Annotated in this window: 15 protein-coding genes and 1 pseudogene; 8 read left to right on the top strand and 8 right to left on the bottom strand. The window is 71.3% G+C overall.

The window, feature by feature from the left end; translation table 11 throughout:
* Positions 1-99: 99 nt before the first annotated feature.
* The 5 genes and pseudogenes from OG246_RS20085 to OG246_RS20065 all read right to left on the bottom strand — a co-directional run.
* Positions 100-696: pseudogene (locus OG246_RS20085) on the bottom strand (efflux RND transporter permease subunit); the annotation flags it as partial.
* Between the two features lie 514 nt (positions 697-1210).
* The gene (locus OG246_RS20080; protein WP_266465025.1) at positions 1211-1894 is read right to left on the bottom strand and encodes a response regulator transcription factor; all 684 of its coding nucleotides are present in this window, start codon (positions 1892-1894) and stop codon (positions 1211-1213) included.
* Positions 1891-3120 (bottom strand): sensor histidine kinase, encoded by a 1230-nt coding sequence (locus OG246_RS20075; protein WP_266465021.1) that lies wholly within the window; start codon positions 3118-3120, stop codon positions 1891-1893. Before OG246_RS20075 ends, OG246_RS20080 begins: the two co-directional genes overlap by 4 nt.
* 178 nt (positions 3121-3298) lie before the next feature.
* The gene (locus tag OG246_RS20070; RefSeq protein ID WP_266465018.1) at positions 3299-3577 is read right to left on the bottom strand and encodes a hypothetical protein; all 279 of its coding nucleotides are present in this window, start codon (positions 3575-3577) and stop codon (positions 3299-3301) included.
* Positions 3578-3598: 21 nt separating this feature from the next.
* Positions 3599-4393, bottom strand: coding sequence for a PspA/IM30 family protein (locus OG246_RS20065; protein WP_266465015.1), 795 nt, complete (start codon positions 4391-4393; stop codon positions 3599-3601).
* A 309-nt stretch (positions 4394-4702) separates the two neighbouring features.
* Here OG246_RS20065 and OG246_RS20060 point away from each other — a divergent pair, with 309 nt between their 5' ends.
* From OG246_RS20060 to OG246_RS20050, 3 genes are all read left to right on the top strand, one after another.
* Complete coding sequence (locus tag OG246_RS20060; RefSeq protein WP_266465012.1) at positions 4703-5329, top strand: DUF3043 domain-containing protein; 627 nt, start codon at positions 4703-4705, stop codon at positions 5327-5329.
* Between the two features lie 83 nt (positions 5330-5412).
* Positions 5413-6114, top strand: a complete 702-nt coding sequence (locus tag OG246_RS20055) for a bifunctional 2-polyprenyl-6-hydroxyphenol methylase/3-demethylubiquinol 3-O-methyltransferase UbiG (protein ID WP_266470751.1) — start codon at positions 5413-5415, stop codon at positions 6112-6114.
* A 59-nt stretch (positions 6115-6173) separates the two neighbouring features.
* A complete protein-coding gene (locus OG246_RS20050) occupies positions 6174-7244 on the top strand; it encodes a S1C family serine protease (RefSeq protein WP_266465010.1) in 1071 nt (356 codons plus the stop codon).
* A 152-nt stretch (positions 7245-7396) separates the two neighbouring features.
* Here the strand turns inward: OG246_RS20050 and OG246_RS20045 are convergent, their stop codons facing one another.
* On the bottom strand, positions 7397-7612 hold the full coding sequence (locus OG246_RS20045) for a hypothetical protein (RefSeq protein WP_266465007.1): 216 nt from the start codon (positions 7610-7612) through the stop codon (positions 7397-7399).
* Between the two features lie 113 nt (positions 7613-7725).
* On the opposite strand from OG246_RS20045, the gene OG246_RS20040 reads away from it, so the two are divergent.
* Positions 7726-8928, top strand: coding sequence for a bifunctional adenosylcobinamide kinase/adenosylcobinamide-phosphate guanylyltransferase (locus OG246_RS20040; RefSeq protein WP_266465004.1), 1203 nt, complete (start codon positions 7726-7728; stop codon positions 8926-8928).
* A 136-nt stretch (positions 8929-9064) separates the two neighbouring features.
* Here the strand turns inward: OG246_RS20040 and OG246_RS20035 are convergent, their stop codons facing one another.
* Positions 9065-10138: a class I SAM-dependent methyltransferase gene (locus OG246_RS20035; RefSeq protein WP_266465001.1), complete on the bottom strand. Its 1074-nt coding sequence runs from the start codon at positions 10136-10138 to the stop codon at positions 9065-9067.
* Positions 10139-10292: 154 nt separating this feature from the next.
* Here OG246_RS20035 and cobT point away from each other — a divergent pair, with 154 nt between their 5' ends.
* The 3 genes from cobT to OG246_RS20020 all read left to right on the top strand — a co-directional run bounded on the left by cobT (position 10293) and on the right by OG246_RS20020 (position 14076).
* A complete protein-coding gene (cobT, locus tag OG246_RS20030; protein ID WP_266464998.1) occupies positions 10293-11429 on the top strand; it encodes a nicotinate-nucleotide--dimethylbenzimidazole phosphoribosyltransferase in 1137 nt (378 codons plus the stop codon).
* A 135-nt stretch (positions 11430-11564) separates the two neighbouring features.
* Entirely contained in the window at positions 11565-13322 is a 1758-nt protein-coding gene (locus OG246_RS20025; protein WP_266464995.1) for a phosphatidylglycerol lysyltransferase domain-containing protein, read from the top strand.
* 52 nt (positions 13323-13374) lie between these two features.
* Complete coding sequence (locus OG246_RS20020; protein ID WP_266464993.1) at positions 13375-14076, top strand: hypothetical protein; 702 nt, start codon at positions 13375-13377, stop codon at positions 14074-14076.
* Here OG246_RS20020 and OG246_RS20015 read toward each other — a convergent pair.
* The gene (locus OG246_RS20015; RefSeq protein WP_266464991.1) at positions 14013-14780 is read right to left on the bottom strand and encodes a hypothetical protein; all 768 of its coding nucleotides are present in this window, start codon (positions 14778-14780) and stop codon (positions 14013-14015) included. The genes OG246_RS20020 and OG246_RS20015 overlap by 64 nt on opposite strands.
* 71 nt (positions 14781-14851) lie before the next feature.
* On the opposite strand from OG246_RS20015, the gene OG246_RS20010 reads away from it, so the two are divergent.
* A complete protein-coding gene (locus OG246_RS20010) occupies positions 14852-15634 on the top strand; it encodes an adenosylcobinamide-GDP ribazoletransferase (RefSeq protein ID WP_266464989.1) in 783 nt (260 codons plus the stop codon).
* The last annotated feature ends 6 nt before the right edge of the window (positions 15635-15640 follow it).

Raw genomic sequence — 15640 nt, 5'->3', positions numbered from 1 at the left:
CTGAAGGAGCCGAACAGCTCGCCCACCCTGCCGCCGGTGAACAAGAGCGTCGGTTCACTCGACGTTCTTGTTCACCGGCGGCAGGCGGACCGACGCCAGCGCGCCCTCGGTCGTCAGACCGTCGATGGACTTCTTCACGGCCGGACCCTGGTCGCTGACGACGGTGATCGTCGCCCCCGCGCCCAGGTCCTTGCGCATGTCCGCCAGCTTGTCCTGGACGGCGTCGGAGATGGCGACCGCGCTGCCGTCGTGGTCCATGGTGACGTTCAAGGCGAGACTCGGCTCGCCGTCCGTACGCGTGATGGAGTCGGCGGTGGCCTGCTCCTCCTTCACGGTGGCGACGTCGGCGAGGCGTACCGGCTTCTTGCCCGGGGTGCCCGTGACCATCAGGTCCTGGATCTGCTTCAGCGAGGTGAAGCCGCCGCCGACCTGGACGGTGCGGTTGCTGCCGTCCTCGTCGAAGGAGCCCGCCGGGACGGTCACACCGCCCGCCTGAAGGGCCTGGCCGATCGCGGCCGAGGTGAGCCCGGCCTTCGCCGTCTTCGTGTCGTCGGGCGTGACGGTGACCTGGAGGTCGCGTACGCCGTCGACGGTGACCTGTCCGACCCCGTCGATGCCCTTCAGGTCGGGCACGACCGTCCGGTCGAGCTGGTCGGAGAGCGCCTGCTGGTCCCTGTCGGAGGTGACGGCGAGCAGGCGATCCGGTTGTCTGACTTTCAGCCGTGTCCTGAGCAGGATGGAGTCGTTGTACGGAGCAGCAGTCAGCTCTCCGAAGCTGATCGACCGAGAAAGCGCCCCGCGCCCAGGAAAGCGACGCGGGGTCCCCGCCCCGCCCGGGTCCACACCGGGCGGAAAGCGTCCGGCGGGGCGGATACCCGAGTCACCGAACCGCCGCGGCCAGCGGTGAGCGAGGCGGCAGGTACCGCACACGATGAGCACCCACGCGGCAGCCAACCGCGCGGGCACCGACTCGGGGCAGGAGTCCAGCCCACGCCACGGGCAGGCCCGAAATCCCAAGTCGGCCCAGGAACACCTCAGCTCATCAGCGACGCTGAATCGGGACAGCCACAGACTGTGGCATACGCGACAGGAGCGGGCCACCTCGTACATGTACGCGGGGCCCGCCCTACGCCCTCGGCGTGCGATCCGTCGCCCTCGGTCCATTTCCTTGTACGGCGCCCACTACAGGCGCAGTACACCCCGGTGGATCTCACTCCACCCTTGGACGGACCAGCCCCGACTCGTACGCGATCACGACCAGCTGGGCCCGGTCCCGCGCACCCAGCTTGGCCATGGCCCGGTTGACATGCGTCTTCACCGTCAGCGGGCTCACTTCCAGCCGCTCGGCGATCTCGTCGTTGGAGTGCCCGCCCGCCACCTGCACCAGCACCTCGCGCTCGCGGCCGGTCAGCGCGTCGAGCCGCTCGGCGCGGGCGGGATCCCGTTCGTCGTCCAGACCGTCGCCCTGCGCGAGGAACTTCGCGATCAGTCCCTTGGTGGCCGCCGGGGACAGCAGCGCCTCGCCGCCCGCCGCGATCCGGATCGCGTTCAGCAGCTCCTCGGGCTCGGCCCCCTTCCCGAGGAACCCGGACGCGCCCGCCCGCAGCGACTGCACCACGTACTCGTCGACCTCGAAGGTCGTCAGCATCACGACCCGTACGTGCGCGAGCCCCGGATCGGCGGTGATCAGCCGGGTGGCGGCCAGCCCGTCGGTGCCCGGCATCCGGATGTCCATGAGCACGACGTCGGCCCGCTCCTGCCGTACAAGGCGCACGGCCTCGGCGCCGTCGGACGCCTCGCCGACCACCTCCATGTCGGGCTCAGAGTCGACGAGCACCCGGAAGGCGCTGCGCAGCAACGCCTGGTCGTCGGCGAGCAGGACACGGATGGTCATACGGCGGCCCCTCTGGCAGGCGTGAGGTTCTTGACCGGAAGGATCGCATGGACCCGGAAGCCGCCTCCGTAGCGGGGACCGGCCGTGCAGCTCCCGCCGAGTGCGGTGACCCGCTCACGCATACCGAGCAGCCCGTGCCCGCCGCCCTCCTGTGGAGCGTGCTCGGCGGACTGCCCGGGCCCGTTGTCCAGGACGGTCACTTCCACGTTCGGTCCCACGCGTACGACGCTGACCTCGGCCTTCGCCTCCGGGCCCGCGTGCTTCTGCACATTGGTGAGGGCTTCCTGGATGACGCGGTACGCGGCGAGGTCCACGGCGGCGGGCAGGCCTGCGTCCTGCTCGGCGCGGGCCACCTCCACCGGGAGCCCCGCGTTGCGGAAGGTGTCGGCGAGCTCGTCGAGGCGTCCGAGCCCCGGGGCCGGCTCGGTGGGCGCCTCGGGATCCCCGGTCTGCCTCAACAGGCCGACGGTGGCACGGAGTTCGTTGAGGGCGGAGCGGCTGGCCTCGCGTACGTGGGCGAGCGCCTCCTTGGCCTGGTCGGGCCGCTTGTCCATCACGTGCGCGGCCACTCCGGCCTGCACATTGACCAGGGCGATGTGGTGGGCCACGACGTCGTGCAGATCGCGGGCGATGCGAAGCCGCTCCTCGGCCACGCGCCGGCGGGCCTCTTCCTCCCGGGTCCGCTCCGCGCGTTCGGCGCGTTCCCTTATGGCGTCCACGAAGGCGCGGCGGCTGCGTACGGCGTCGCCCGCGGCGGCGGCCATGCCGGTCCACGCGAAGATGCCCAGGTTCTCCTGGGCGTACCAGGGCAGCGGGCCCGCGAGCATCGCGGCCGCCGTCAGTACGGTCATCATGAGCAGGCCCACGCGCCAGGCCGTGTGGCGGTCCGTGGCCGAGGCGACCGTGAAGAGGGCCACGACGGCGGACATCGCGACCGGGGCTCTGGGGTCGCCGACCACCAGCTCCACGAGGGAGACGGTGCCCGTCGCGGCGAGGACCGTCATGGGGGTGCGGCGGCGGAAGACCAGGGCTGCGGCGCCGAGCACCATCAGGGTCAGGCTGAGGGCGTTCGGGGTGCGGGTGATCCAGGTCGCGCCGTTCTCCGCGTGGGGGTCCACGAAGGAGCCGGCCAGCATGCAGGCGAGGACGCCTGCGGCGAGCGTGGCGTCCACCGCCAAGGGGTGGGCGCGGGCTCTGCACCTCGTGCGCTGTAGGGGGGTGCTCACGTCGTTTACGGTACGGGGCGGGTGCGGGGGTTGGAACGGGTGCCGGCCGGCGCTGCCGGGCGTGAGGGTTTTTCGCCCCCTCCGCCCCTACCCGTCCCGTACCTGGGGGCTGCCGCCCCCAGACCCCCGCATCGCGCTGACGCGCTCGTCCTCAAACGCCGGACGGGCTAAAAGATCCTCAGCCAGGGATCAAGCCGTCGTCGCTCAGCATCTCGCGGACCTCCGCGAGGGTCGCGTCCGGGGACGGGAGGATCAGTTCCGAGGGTTCCAGGGCGTCGTCGGGGAGCGGAGTGCCCAGGCGGCGGACCTCCTCCAGGAGGGCACCCAGGGTGCGGCGGAAGCCGGACTCGTCGCCGCTCTCGATCTCGGCGAGCAGCTCGTCGTCCAGCTTGTTCAGTTCGGTGAGGTGGACGTCGTCCAGCCTCACCTGCCCCTCCCCCATGATCCGTACGATCATGTCGCCCTCCTAAGGCGTGGGCTACTGCTTGTCGAAGCGGGGGGTGTCCTGCGGCTGGGACTGCGACTGGCCCTGACCCGAGCCGCCCTCGATCGCCGGCTTCGCCGCGGAGCCTCCGGCCAGCTCGGCCTTCATGCGCTGCAGTTCCAGCTCTACATCCGTACCACCGGAGAGCCGGTCCAGCTCGGTCTGGATGTCGTCCTTGGCAAGACCCGACTGGTCGTCGAGGGCACCCGAGGCGAGCAGCTCATCGATCGCACCGGCCCGCGCCTGGAGCTGCGCGGTCTTGTCCTCGGCACGCTGGATCGCCATGCCGACGTCGCCCATCTCCTCGGAGATGCCGGAGAAGGCCTCCCCGATCCGGGTCTGCGCCTGGGCGGCGGTGTAGGTGGCCTTGATGGTCTCCTTCTTCGTACGGAAGGCGTCCACCTTGGCCTGGAGGCGCTGCGCCGCAAGGGTGAGCTTCTCCTCCTCGCCCTGGAGGGTCTGGTGCTGCGTCTCCAGGTCGGTCACCTGCTGCTGGAGCGCGGCCCGGCGCGACAGCGCCTCACGGGCCAGGTCCTCACGGCCAAGGGCGAGCGCCTTGCGGCCCTGGTCCTCCAGCTTGGAGGACTGGTTCTGGAGCTGGTTCAGCTGCAGTTCCAGGCGCTTGCGGCTGGTCGCCACATCGGCGACACCGCGGCGCACCTTCTGGAGCAGCTCCAGCTGCTTCTGGTACGAGTAATCGAGGGTTTCGCGCGGGTCCTCGGCCCGGTCAAGGGCCTTGTTCGCCTTCGCGCGGAAGATCATCCCCATACGCTTCATGACACCGCTCATGGGCTTCGCGCGCCCCCTTCTGACGGACTCCAGCTCCAGGTACTGCAACAGAACCCACAGTACGGGCCCTGCATCCATTACCGCACTGTTCGGGGACGGATGCGCTCATCCCCAAGGACGACTGCGTACGACGCCGCTCCGGCGTAGGGAGTAGGTGGATCTCGGGGTCCACCAGGGGTTCCCGTGGAACACCTGGGGAATTCCTGCGAGCCCGCCCGGCGAAACCATGCGCAACGTCCCGTCTGTCCCAGTACTTTCCCAGTACAGACGTACGGTGTTGCCGGATCGTTCCCCACTCGAATGACGTCCATGCGCGCACACCGCGTACCCTTGGGTTTTGTGTTTCGTAGCCGCGCCAAGGAAGAGAAGGCACCCGCCGACAAGGCGGCCGTGACCGACTCCAAGCAGACCCGTGATCCGCAGGCCCCCAAGGGCCGCCCCACGCCCAAGCGCAGTGAGGCCCAGACCCAGCGTCGCAGCGTGGCGAACACGCCGACGACGCGCAAGGAGGCTTCCAAGCGGAATCGCGACGAGCGTCGCGCCGCGATGGAGCGGCAGCGTCAGGCGCTGGCCAACGGTGACGAGCGTTATCTGCCCGCCCGCGACAAGGGCCCGGTGCGGAAGTTCGCCCGCGACTTCGTGGACTCGCGGTTCTGCATCGCCGAGTTCTTCCTGCCGCTGGCCGTGATCATCCTCGTGCTGAGCATGGTGCGGGTGGGCTCGCTGCAGAACATCGCGCTGCTGCTGTGGCTCGTGGTCATCCTGCTGATCGTGGTCGACTCGATCGGCATCGCGATCCGGCTGAAGAAGCAGCTGAGCACGCGCTTCCCGGATCTGCCCAGGAAGGGCGCGGTCGCCTACGCGCTGATGCGCACTCTCCAGATGCGTCGACTCCGGCTGCCGAAGCCGCAGGTCAAGCGCGGAGAGCGGCCCTGAGCGCGACATCTTTCTCCGGGGGCGCGGTGGATGCCTGGCTGAGCAAGCTGGGCGGACTGCGTGATGTCGTACGGCAGGAGCTGGTGGCTCGGCAGCTCGACGAGCAGATAGCCGGGCGGTATCCCGTCGGGCAGCGGCTGCGGGTACTGGACGTCGGGATGGGCCAGGGGACGCAGGCGCTGCGGCTGGCCCGGGCCGGGCATCAGGTGACCGGCCTCGAGCAGGACGCGAAGATGCTCGCCGTGGCACGTCAGGCGCTGGCCGCCGAGCCCGAAGGCATCCGGGGGCGCGTGCGCCTCATCGAGGGTGACGGGCGCGAGACGGGTGTCCACTTCCTGCCGGGCAGCTTCGACGTGGTGCTGTGCCATGGCGTACTGATGTACGTGCAGGAGCCCGACCCGCTGCTGGCGGGCCTCGCGCGGATGCTGGCCCCCGGCGGGCTGCTCTCACTGCTCGTACGGAACGCCGACGCGCTGGCCATGCGGTCCGGGCTGGCCGGGGACTGGGCGGCGGCGCTGACGGCCTTCGACACCACCGCGTACACGAACCGCCTCGGCCTCGACGTCCGCGCCGACCGGCTCTCCACGCTGACGTCGACGCTCGCCGGGATCGGGGCGCCGTTGCACACCTGGTTCGGCGTGCGGGTCTTCACGGACACGGCGGCCGACGGTGCCTCCCTCCCCGCGGATCTGGACGGTCTCCTCGCCGCGGAGGAACGGGCCGGGCGGACCGATCCCTATCGCCAGGTGGCGGCGTTGCTGCACCTGTGCGGGGTGCGGGGCTGACGACCCGTTCGGGTGCGCATGGCAGGTCGGGGCAAGTCCCCGAAAGGGACACTTCGGGCATGGATGCTTCCCGTACCCGTGCCCGGCTGCACCTCCCGCTGGCCGCGCTCGTCTGCTCCGTCGCTCTGATCGCCGGCTGCTCCTCCGGCTCCGGGTCGTCACCCGCCCAGGACGGCACGACGACGCAGGCGGCGGCCCCGGCCGCGGCCAACGACCTCCAGGACGACTACCTGAAGGTGATCAAGGACGTACTGCCGTCGGTGGTGCAGATCCGGGCGAGCGGTGATCTGGGGTCCGGGGTGGTGTACGACGACAACGGGCACATCGTCACCAACGCGCACGTGGTCGGGGACGAGAAGACGTTCAAGGTCACGACCGCCAACAGCGAGGACGAGCTGACCGCGACGCTCGTCTACGCCTACCCGCAGCAGGACCTCGCCGTCATCAAGCTGGACAAGGTGCCGGACGGGCTGAAGGCGGCGTCCTTCGGGGACTCCTCGAAGGTGCAGGTCGGCCAGATCGTGCTGGCGATGGGGTCGCCGCTCGGGCTGTCGTCCAGCGTGACCCAGGGCATCGTGTCGGCGACCGGACGCACCGTCAGCGAGGGCAGCACCGGGGGCGGGACCGGCGCCACCATCGCGAACATGGTGCAGACGTCGGCGGCGATCAACCCGGGCAACAGCGGCGGCGCGCTGGTCGATCTCGACGGTCGGGTCATCGGCATCCCCACGCTCGCCGCGACCGATCCCACCCTGGGGGGCACGGCGCCCGGTATCGGCTTCGCGATCCCCGCGTCGATGGTCACGAAGGTCGCCGACCAGATCATCAAGGACGGCAGGGTCACCGACTCGGGGCGGGCCGCGCTCGGCATCACGGCCCGTACGGTCGTGGACGACGACTACCAGGCAGCCGCGGGGGTCGCCGTGGTCGAGGTGAAGAGCGGCGGCGCGGCCGACAAGGCGGGCATCGAGCCCGGCGACATCATCACCAAGATCGGGGACACCGACATCACCACGATCACCTCGCTCTCCGAGGCGCTCGCCGCCGAGAAGCCGGGCGACAAGGTGGCGGTGACGTACACGAGGGGCGGGAGCGAGAAGACGGTGGATGTGACCTTGGGCGAGCAGTAGAAACGGTGCGGTGGACACATGGGTGCCGGGAGCGAGCAGTAGAAACGGTGCCGTGAACGTGGGTGCCGGGGGCGAACCCCGGCACCCGCCGCTACCGCATCGGCCCGCCTACGCCTCCGAAGCTGCGCGCAGGCCCGGCAGCCCCGACCGGCCTACGCCTCCGCAGCGGCGTGCAGGCTCATCGGTCCGTAGATCTGTGTGCTGTCCTCGAAGAGGAACACCTGCTCCGCGCCGCCCTCCAGGAGCTCCTTCCACACCTCGCCGATCCAGGACTCCGCGTCCCCCTGCGTGGTGAACTCCTCGGGCTGCACCACGGGTTGGACCTCTGTCCCGTCGGCCTTCTCGAACCGCCACGTCCATGCCGCCATGTACGCCTCCCAGGTATGAGCACACTGCACAGCGGAAGCCGGACAAGATCCGGCTCCTGCCCGAAGCCTAGTCGGACCTGCAAGACCTGCGGGGACACGCGAAAATCATCCCCGTGGAACTGACTCTGCTCGGCACCGGCGCCCCAGACGGCCTGCCCCGCCCCGACTGCCCCTGCGCGGCCTGCGCGACCGCGCTCGGCGAGCACGCGCGGGCGGCGACCGCGCTGCTCGTCGACGGCACGCTGCTGCTCGACCTCACCCCCGGCGTGGCGTTCGCGGCCGCCCGTTCCGGGCACTCGCTGGGCGGCGTACGGCAGGTACTGCTCTCGCACCCGCACGACGGCCCCGCGGTCGAGGTGCCGGCCGGGCTGCCGCAGCCCGGGCGGGTCCCCGACGGGCGGGAGTTGGCGCTGCTGACCGGTCACCGGGTGCGGGCCGTGCCGATGGACGCGCCCGGCACGGGGTACGCGGTGACGGGGCCCGACGGGCAGCGGCTGCTGTATCTGCCGCCGGGCGCGGCGCCCGCCGGGCTCGACGTGAACGGCGACCCGCCGTACGACATGGTCGTCGCCGATGTCGTGGGGCGCCCCGACGCCCTGGCGAAACTGCGTGCGGTGGGCGCCGCCGGTCCGGCGACGGACGTGATCGCGGTGCATCTCGACCACGACGTGCCGCCGGGGGCCGAACTGCGGCGGCGGCTCGCGGCGGCCGGCGCACGGGCGGTGCCGGACGGGTCGACGCTGGACGTGGGCGTCTACGAGGACGTCCCCGACGTGCCGCGCCGCACGCTCGTGCTCGGCGGCGCGCGGTCGGGCAAGTCGGTGGAGGCGGAACGGCGCCTCGAGGCCTTCCCCGACGTCCTGTACGTCGCGACGGGCGGCGCCCGCAACGGCGACAACGAGTGGGCGGCACGCGTGCACGCCCACCGCGAGCGGCGCCCGGGCTCCTGGCGCACCACCGAGACCTGCGACCTCGTGCCCCTCCTGGCACAGGACGGCGCCCCCCTCCTCATCGACTGCCTCTCCCTCTGGCTGACCGACGCGATGGACTCCGTGAACGCTTGGGACGACGCGGAGTGGTCCGGCGGCGGGGAACGCGCACTGCGCGCCCGCGTGGAGGAGTTGACGACCGCCGTCCGGCAGACCCGCCGCACGGTCGTCGCCGTCTCCAACGAGGTCGGGTCGGGGATCGTGCCAGCCACGGCTTCGGGGCGGCGGTACCGGGATGAACTGGGGCGGTTGAACGCGGGGTTCGGGGCGGAGTGTGAGCATCTGTTGTTGGTGGTGGCGGGGCAGGCGGTGTCGTTGCGGGGGTGAGGGGGCCGCGGAGCGGCGCGGTGGTGGGGGTCGCGGAGCGGGCCGGAAGGGCGGGTGGGCGGGGGAAACGCCGCGGAGCGGCGGGGAAAGGACCGCGGAGCGGGCCAAGGCAGGGGCCGCGGAGCGGTGTAAAGCCTCAACGGCGGGCGATGATGCGGTACGCGTTCGAGAAGCGGGTGCGGCGGAAGAGGGGGGCCAACACATGGTCCAGGGCGACGGCTGAGGCGAGCAGGGGGACGGACGTGCGCGTCAGGGCCGTACGCAGGTGGCGCTGGAGGACGGTGGGCGGGGCCGGCCGCCACGGGGCATCGAGGCCCGGCAGGACGCGGCTGAGGACCAGCGCGAGGGCGCCTGAGAGGTCGTACGGGATGTGTGGTTCTCGACGGTCCGTCGAGACGATCTCGCAGCCGAGCGATTCGAGTTCGGCGAGCAGGTTGGGCAGCGGCATCAGGTGGAGGTGGCGCGGCTGGCCGTAGGACATCCACCACTTGCCGAGGAGCGGGCCGAACGCGCAGTCGGGGTCCGGGACTTCGACGAGGAGGTGTCCGCCGGGGCGCAGCACGGTCAGCGCGGCGCGCAGTTCCTCGCGCGGGTCGGGGGTGTGCTCCAGGTGGTGGAACATGCTGACGACGTCGTAGCGGGCGCGCAGCCGTTCGGCGATCTCCGGGTCGGTGAGCCTGCCGCGGTGGGCTTCCTCCACCCGTCCGGCGGCCCGTGCCTTGTCGACGCGCCGGGTGGGGTCGAGCCCGTCGAAGGCGGTGTACGGGTGGATCTCCTTGGCCACCGCGGGGAAGTAGCCGTGCCCGGTGCCGACGTCGAGCCAGCTCTCCGGTTCGGGGTGGGGCAGCATCGCGCGGGCGGCGGCCAGATGACGGCCGTGTCCGGCGCGGGCGGCGAGGATCCGCTCGGCGAGGCCGTCGTGTGCGTCCGCCTGGCGGTCGGGGTGGTAGTCCCGGTGGTAGAAGGCCACTCCCTCGGCCGTCAGCCGGGGGTTCTGGAAGGCGTGGGCGCAGTCCCCGCACTCGTCGACGACGAAGGTGCCGGGTTTGCGCTGCCGCAGGTCCGGTGTGCGGAGCCGGGTGCGCAGCCGCTTCGAGCCGCACCAGGGGCAGTCGTCCCGGCGCGGTTCATGGAACCGGTCGGTGCCCTGGGCGAGTTCGCTCAGCCAGGCGGCGCGGCGTTCGGCGGCCGACTGCGGGGTGGGGGGCATGGGTGCTCCTGTTGTTCCTGCGTGCTCCTGTGGGGACGAAGAGCCGCACGAAAGCCGTACGACAATCCGACACAAAAGGTACGTAGCGGATGGCGATCTCAGGTGCACCGACGTGGCGCAGCCGTGTTCGATCGGTGCCGGTACTGTTCAGCGAATGAGCTCGCTTAATCTCGACGACTTCACCGATCTGATCGAGCGTCCCGACGGAGGCGTCCGCCGCGACGCCGAGGCGCACCGGGAGCGCCAGATCGTGCCGCCCGGCGCACTGGGCCGCCTCGACGACCTGGGTGAATGGCTGGCGGCGGCACAGGGCGCGGTGCCGGTGCGGCCGATCGAGCACCCGCGCGCGGTGCTGTTCGCGGGCGATCACGGGATCGCCGGACTCGGCGTGTCGGCTCGGCCCGCGGGCAGCGCCGACCAGTTGGTGCGGGCGGTCCTGGAGGGCGCGAGCCCGGCGTCGATCCTCGCCCGCCGGCTGGGCGTTCCGGTGCGCGTCGTCGACATGGCGCTGGACTGCGATCCGGAGGGGCTGCCCGACGAGGTCGTACGGCATCGGGTGCGGCGCGGTTCGGGTCGTATCGACGTCGAGGACGCGCTGACTGCGGAGGAGGCGGAGGCGGCGTTCCGCGCGGGCGTCGCCGTCGCGGACGAAGAGGCCGACTCCGGTACGGATCTGGTGGTGCTCGGCGACATCAGCGTCGGCGGGACCACGGCGGCGGCCGTGCTGGTCGCCGCGCTGTGCGGGACCGACGCGTCCGTGGTCACCGGGCGGGGCGGGCTTGCCATCGACGACCTCGCGTGGATGCGCAAGTGTGCCGCCGTGCGGGATGCGCTGCGGCGGGCCCGGCCGGTGCTCGGGGATCAGCTGCAGCTGCTTGCGGTGGTCGGCGGGGCCGATCTCGCGGCGATGACCGGGTTCCTGCTGCAGAGCGCGGTGCGGAAGATGCCGGTGGTTCTCGACGGGGTTGTCTCGGCCGCCTGCGCGCTGGTCGCGCAGCGGGTCGCCTTCCGGGCGCCGGACTGGTGGCTGGCCGGTCAGAACAGTGGGGAGCCGGCGCAGGCGAAGGCGCTTGACCGGATGGCTCTGGAGCCGCTGCTCGACCATGGGGTCACGGTGGGCGAGGGGGCGGGGGCGCTTCTCGCGCTCCCCCTTGTCCAGGCCGCAGCCGCGCTGGCGGCGGAGCTTCCGGAGAAGCCGTCGCCCGAGGCCTCCGGCCAGGACCACGTCTCCGGCCAGGACGAGACCTCCGGCCAGGGAGGGCTTTCCAGTCAGGACAAGGAAGCGGAGTAGTGGCCGGGGCAGGGGATTTTCGCCCCCTCCGCCCCTACCCGTCCCTTGTTCCTGGGGCTCCGCCCCAGACCCCGCTCCTCAAACGCCGGAGGGGCTGAAACTGTCGCCGCCCGGCGCCCCATATCATCCCCTCCCATGGGAGATGCCCGAATTGTCGCCGATCGGGAGCGGGGCGCCGCCCAGCGGGCCGCCTCCTTCGCGGTCTGGTACTTGCGCGTTGTCACGTTCTTGAACTTTCTGAGTGCTGTGTGGGTCTCCTTCGGGCAGGACCTGCGGCGGCACAACACCGAGAACTACTTCACCCCGTATCTGCTGACGGCGGGATTCGCGTCCGGCGTCTTCACGATGTTCCTGGCGATCACGATGCGCCGCCGGAAGCGGGCCGCGTGGATCCTGAACCTCGTGCTCAGCGGGCTGTTCCTGCTGCTGTTCGCGTTCGCGCTGGCTTTCCCGGAGATCCGCCGGTACCCGCAGAACTGGATCTCGTGCATCCTGACCGCGGCCTTCGTGGCGTCGCTCGTCGTCGGCCGCCGGGAGTTCTACGCCAAGGGCGACCGGTCGAATCCCAAGCTGGCCGCGGCCGTCGCGGTCGGCGGGCTGTTGGTCACCTCGCTGTTCGCCGCGTTCCTGGTGACGGTCACCAACGACGCCCACGACGCGCACCGTTCGACCTTCCTCGACCGCTGGCGCTACGGCGTCCTGCGGCTCGTCTCCGTCGCCGCCGACGACTCCCGCTTCCCCGGGATCACCACGCCCAACTGGGTCAACGTCACCATCAACGTGCTCAGCACCCTGCTGATCCTCGCGGTCTTCTACGCCGCCTTCCGCTCCCGGCGTGCCGTCGACCCGCTCACCGAGGACGACGAGCGACGGCTGCGGGCGCTCCTCGACAGATACGGCGACCGGGACTCGCTCGGCTACTTCGCCCTGCGCCGCGAGAAGAGCGCCGTCTGGTCGCCGACCGGCAAGGCGGCCGTCGTCTACCGCGTCCTCGGCGGGGTCTCGCTGGCCTCCGGTGATCCCATCGGCGATCTGGAGGCCTGGCCCGGCGCCATCGAACCCTGGCTGGCCGAGGCGCGCGAGCACGGCTGGATCCCCGCGGTGATGGGCGCGAGCGAGGAGGCGGGCACCGTCTACGCCCGGCACGGCCTGGACGCCCTGGAGCTCGGCGACGAAGCCATCGTGGAAACCGCCGAGTTCACGCTCGACGGACGGGCCATGCGCACCGTCCGGCAGGCCTACAACCGGGTCAAGCGCGCCGGGTACGAGGTGCGCATCCGGCGCCACCAGGACATCCCGGCCGACGAGATGGCGTACCTCCTCAAGCGCGCCGACGACTGGCGCGACGGCGCCACCGAACGCGGGTTCAGCATGGCGCTCGGGCGGCTCGGCCATCCCGACGACGGGCAGTGCATGATGCTCGAATGCACTGACGGGGACGGTGAGTTGAGGGCGGTGCTGTCCTTCGTGCCGTGGGGACCGCACGGACTCTCCCTCGACCTCATGAGGCGCGACCGCGACTCCGAGAACGGGCTGATGGAGTTCATGGTGATCGAACTCCTCAACCGTGCCCAGGAGATCCAGATCACCCAGGTCTCACTCAACTTCGCCATGTTCCGCTCGGTCTTCGAACGTGGCGCGCGCCTCGGCGCGGGGCCGGTGCTGCGGCTGTGGCGCTCCCTGCTCAGCTTCTTCTCCCGCTGGTGGCAGATCGAGTCGCTGTACCGCGCCAACGCCAAGTACCGGCCCATCTGGGAGCCGCGGTTCCTGCTCTTCGAGAAGAGCGCGGACCTGCTGCGCATCGGCGTCGCGTCCGCGCGCGCCGAAGGGTTCCTGGAGGCACCGGGCCTGCCGAAATGGCTGCACCGAAAGCACCTGGAGTCGCACGGATGAAGTCGTACGGATGAGGACGCAGAGATGAAGTCGCACGGATGAAGTCGCAGAGGTGAGGTGGCCCGCCCGCTGGGCCCGCGCCGAATGGGGGCTGCTGTACGTCACCGTGCGCGAGGCGCTCCTCAGGAAACGGTGGCGGGCGATCCCCATGACCATCGGGACGGTCTGCCTGACGGCCGCCCTCCAGTTCGTCCAGAACCAGTCCTGGGGCTATCAATTCGTCCAGGACATCGGCTCCGTCCGCGCCGAGGACCCGCTCCCGCTCGCCCTCGCACGCACCCCGCTCTCCCTCTTCGTACCGGCGCTCGACCTCCCGGTGTGGGGCGCGCTCGCGCAGATCCTCCTGGTGTTCGGGATCGCCGAGATCTGTCTCGGCCGGTGGCGGACCCTCGTCATCGCGTACGTCGCCACGCTGGCCGGCACGCTCTACGCGCGCGTGGGCATCGCGTTGGGCCCCGGGAGTCCGCTGGGGCTGCCCTCGGCGGACCGGCTTGTCGTCGACACCGGCCCTTCGGCGGCCGTGGTCGGCCTGGCCGTCTTCGTGTGCTGGCGCTATCGCGCGTACGTCACGGGCGGTCTGGTGATCGCGGCGATGCTCGTCGAGGTCACTGTCAAGGAGAACCTAGCGGGCAAGGAACATCTCGCAGCCATCGCCGTGGTGCTGCTGCTGTGCGGGGTCTCCGCGTGGCGTCACCGGCCGCCGGGCAGCGCGCGGACGGGCTCGGGGTCCGGTTTGCCGCCGATCCAGTCCTGAAGCTTTCGGCTGGGGCCCGCCCAGCGGCGGTCGTGGTGGTAGGCCCGCAGGGTGGACTTGGCCCGGGCGCGCGGCCTGCGCCGGTAGAAGCGCTTGGCCCAGGGCGAGCCGGGGCGGGCCAGCCGGACCGCGCCGACGATCGCGACGAACGGAATGATGACGCCGAAGATCGCCATGCGGGCCTTGCCCTTGCCCAGGGCGAGCAGCGCGATACCGAAGTTCACGAGGATGCTCACGATCACGCCGCCCCGGTCCTGCAGTTCCTCGTCGCTGAGGTCGTTGACGCCGAACGGCAGGAATCCGCTGAGTACCAGGCCGACGAGGGCCGCCGTGACCACTACGACCTCGACGCTCTTGCGCCCCTCCTCGGTCCAGTAGACGTCGTCGAGATGCAGGATCAGCGCGAACTCGTCGAGCACCAGGCCCGTACCGGCCCCGAACACCACGGCGAACACGGCCGCACCGAATCCGTACCGGCTGCTGGCCACCGCCCCGAAACCGCCGATCACCGTCAGCACGACACCGGGGACGACGTGGTGGATGTGCAGACCGCCTGCCTTCACGTTGCCGAACGGCCCTTTGCCGGCCCGGATCATCCGGACGATGATTCGGGTGATCACAAAGGTCAGCACGAACGAGGCGAGCGCCAGCAGCAGCGGCAGTTTCCCCGGCTCGATGATGTTCCGCTGCAACCAATGACCCATATCGCGCACTTTATCCACGACTGTCCATGGCCGCCGTACGGGCCCCCGAGACCCCCGGGTAACCTGCGCCGGTGTCCAAGACCCCCCTCCCCGACGCCCTCCGCTTCGCCTTCGGCACCCTCACCGTGCTCCCCGTGACGGTGACCCGCTGGGACCGTGCGGCCGCGCGCGGCGGGATGCTGTGCGCGCCCGTGGCCGGGCTGGTCGTCGGAGCGGGCGCGGCTCTGGTGGGGGTGGCGCTGCTCGCGATGGGCGCGGGCCCGCTGCTGGCCGCCGTGGCCACCGCCGCCGTACCGGCCGCGCTCACGCGCGGTCTGCACCTGGACGGGCTCGCCGACACCGCGGACGGGCTCGGCAGCGGCAAGCCCGCCGAGGACGCGCTGCGGATCATGAAGCAGTCGGACATCGGCCCGTTCGGGGTGATCACCCTGCTCTTCGTGCTGCTCGCCCAGGTGGCTGCACTCTTCCAGGCGTACGACACCTCCTGGGCCCGGGGTGTGCTCGCGGCCGTCGTCTCGGCGACCGCGGCCCGGCTCGCCCTCACGCTGGCCGCCCGCACCGGCGTCCCGCCGGCCCGCCCCGAGGGCCTCGGCGCGGCGGTGGCGGGCACGGTGCCGGTGCGCGGAGCCCTGCTGGTGGCGGCCGTGGTCGTCGGGGCGGCGGCCGGCGCTGGTGCGCTCCTCGGGACGTACGACCTCGTGCGCGCCGCGCTCGCGGTCCTCGCCGCCTGCGTCGCCGCCGAACTGCTGCTGCGCCACTGCACACGCCGTTTCGGCGGCATCACGGGCGACGTCTTCGGCGGCCTGGCGGAGACGGCCGCGACGACGGCGCTCGTGGTGCTGTCACTCGGCTGACATCGG

Source organism: Streptomyces sp. NBC_00620 (genome assembly GCF_026341825.1).
Taxonomy (GTDB): domain Bacteria; phylum Actinomycetota; class Actinomycetes; order Streptomycetales; family Streptomycetaceae; genus Streptomyces.
Note: the sequence above shows the minus strand (reverse complement) of the source record. Positions and strands in the feature narration are given on the sequence as shown.